The 1,597-nt window shown below is 59.0% G+C and carries 1 protein-coding gene; it reads right to left on the bottom strand.

The features are described from left to right. Nucleotides 1-27: 27 nt before the first annotated feature. Nucleotides 28-1,557 carry an IS3 family transposase gene (locus ABG80_RS02095; protein ID WP_058086131.1) on the bottom strand — a complete coding sequence of 510 codons (1,530 nt, stop codon included), beginning with the start codon at nucleotides 1,555-1,557 and terminating at the stop codon, nucleotides 28-30. Nucleotides 1,558-1,597: the final 40 nt, after the last annotated feature.

Genomic DNA, 1,597 nt, shown 5'->3' with positions numbered 1-1,597 from the left:
GGGGGTGCGGCAGAAAACTTGGACTGGTTAAACGGCGATTCCCAGGCTTTGGCGATGCCCGACAGGGCTGCGAGCACCAAGGGAAACTTTGATCCGCGCCTCGTTGTACCACCGGATGTATGTGTCCAAGCAGACGATGAACTCGTCAATGGACGTGTGCAACCAGTCGCGAGTGAAGAACATCTCGATCTTCAAGCGGCCAAAGAACCCCTCACATGCGGCGTTGTCTGGCGAACATCCTTTGCGCGACATGGACCGAGTCAGGTTGGCGTCGGCAATCCGCGATAGCCAGCCTGGCCATCGATAGTGGGCGCCGCGATCAGAATGCACCACGGGCGCGGACCCGCTGGTAGCGATCTTGTCGATGGCCGAATCCAGCATCGTGTTGACCAGATCGGCATTTGGCCGCGTGCCGATTGACCAGCTCACGACCATGCCATCGAAGCAATCGATCATGGGCGACAAGTAGACCTTGCCTGCCGGGATCTGGAATTCCGTGATGTCTGTGAGCCACTTCTCGTTCGGTGCACTGGCACTGAAATCACGGTTGAGGAGGTTGTCCGGCGCGGGGCTGATCTCACCCATGTACGAGCCGTATCGACGACGCTTGCTTGTTGCGGCAACCAGGCGTTCTTCCTTCATAAGCCGGCGCACAACCTTCTCAGACACGGTCATCGACCGGTCGGCCAGCGAGGCGTGTATCCGCCGGGAGCCGTAGCACCTGTAGTTGCGCTCAAAGATGTCGGTCATGGCCTTGCGCACGTCGGCATACTTCTCGGCCACTTGAAGTCGGGCCCGATGGTAGAAGTAGGAACTGCGTGGCAGCTTGAGCTCGCAGAGCAGGTCCGTCACCGAGTAAGTGGCCTTCAGGGCATCAACCAACAGTGTCTTCTCCCGATTCGTCAGGTCCTGCTGGTCGATGCCCAGTTCTTTTTTTAGGAGTTCGTTCGCCTTCTTCAGCAGGTCCTTCTCGAGCTGCAACCGCCTGACGTCCTGTCGCAGCGCTTCTAGCTGTTGTTCCAAGGCTGCTTGATCGGAGCTTGCGGGGGCGTCTTGCTTGCGCTTCATCGATGCGGATACGTCGTGGCCGAGCAGCTGATTCTTCCACTTGTACAGCGAGCCACGACACACGCCAACCTCGTCGGCGACAGTCTGCGCGCTGGATTCGCGTGTGCACAAGGCAATCACTGCAGACTGCTTGGCTTCGGGGGGCAGCTCCGGGGATCGGCTAACGATACGCACGCCATCCTGCGGATGGAGCTCTTGAAGCCACGCAGACAACATTGCCCTTGAGGGATAGCCGAGCGCCTTGATCGTCAGCGCGATGCAGCGGCCGTGCTCAAGGTAATGGTCCACTGCCTGGCGTTTGTCCGCCTCGGAGTACCTGGGCCGACGTGCGTAACCTGCGCGCAAGTCTTGGCTCGTCTCGAATTCGCGGTACCAGTTCCTGAGCGCGTTCTTCGTTGGATAGCCAAGCTGGCGAATGGTCAACCCAACGCGCTTGCCCAACTTGATGTAGAGCTGTACGGCTCGCAGCCGATCCTCGTATGAAAACATGAACTACCTCCAGGTAGTCCAAGAAATCGTCCGCACCCCC

Origin of the sequence: Aquabacterium parvum (assembly GCF_001447195.1) — a bacterium.
Lineage (GTDB): Bacteria > Pseudomonadota > Gammaproteobacteria > Burkholderiales > Burkholderiaceae_C > Aquabacterium > Aquabacterium parvum.
This window is presented reverse-complemented; position numbering and strand designations above follow the sequence as displayed.

Excerpts from the sequence above, each read along its gene's own strand:
- ABG80_RS02095 (WP_058086131.1), bottom strand. The coding sequence starts at position 1,557 with ATGTTTTCATACGAGGATCGGCTGCGAGCCGTACAGCTCTACATCAAG.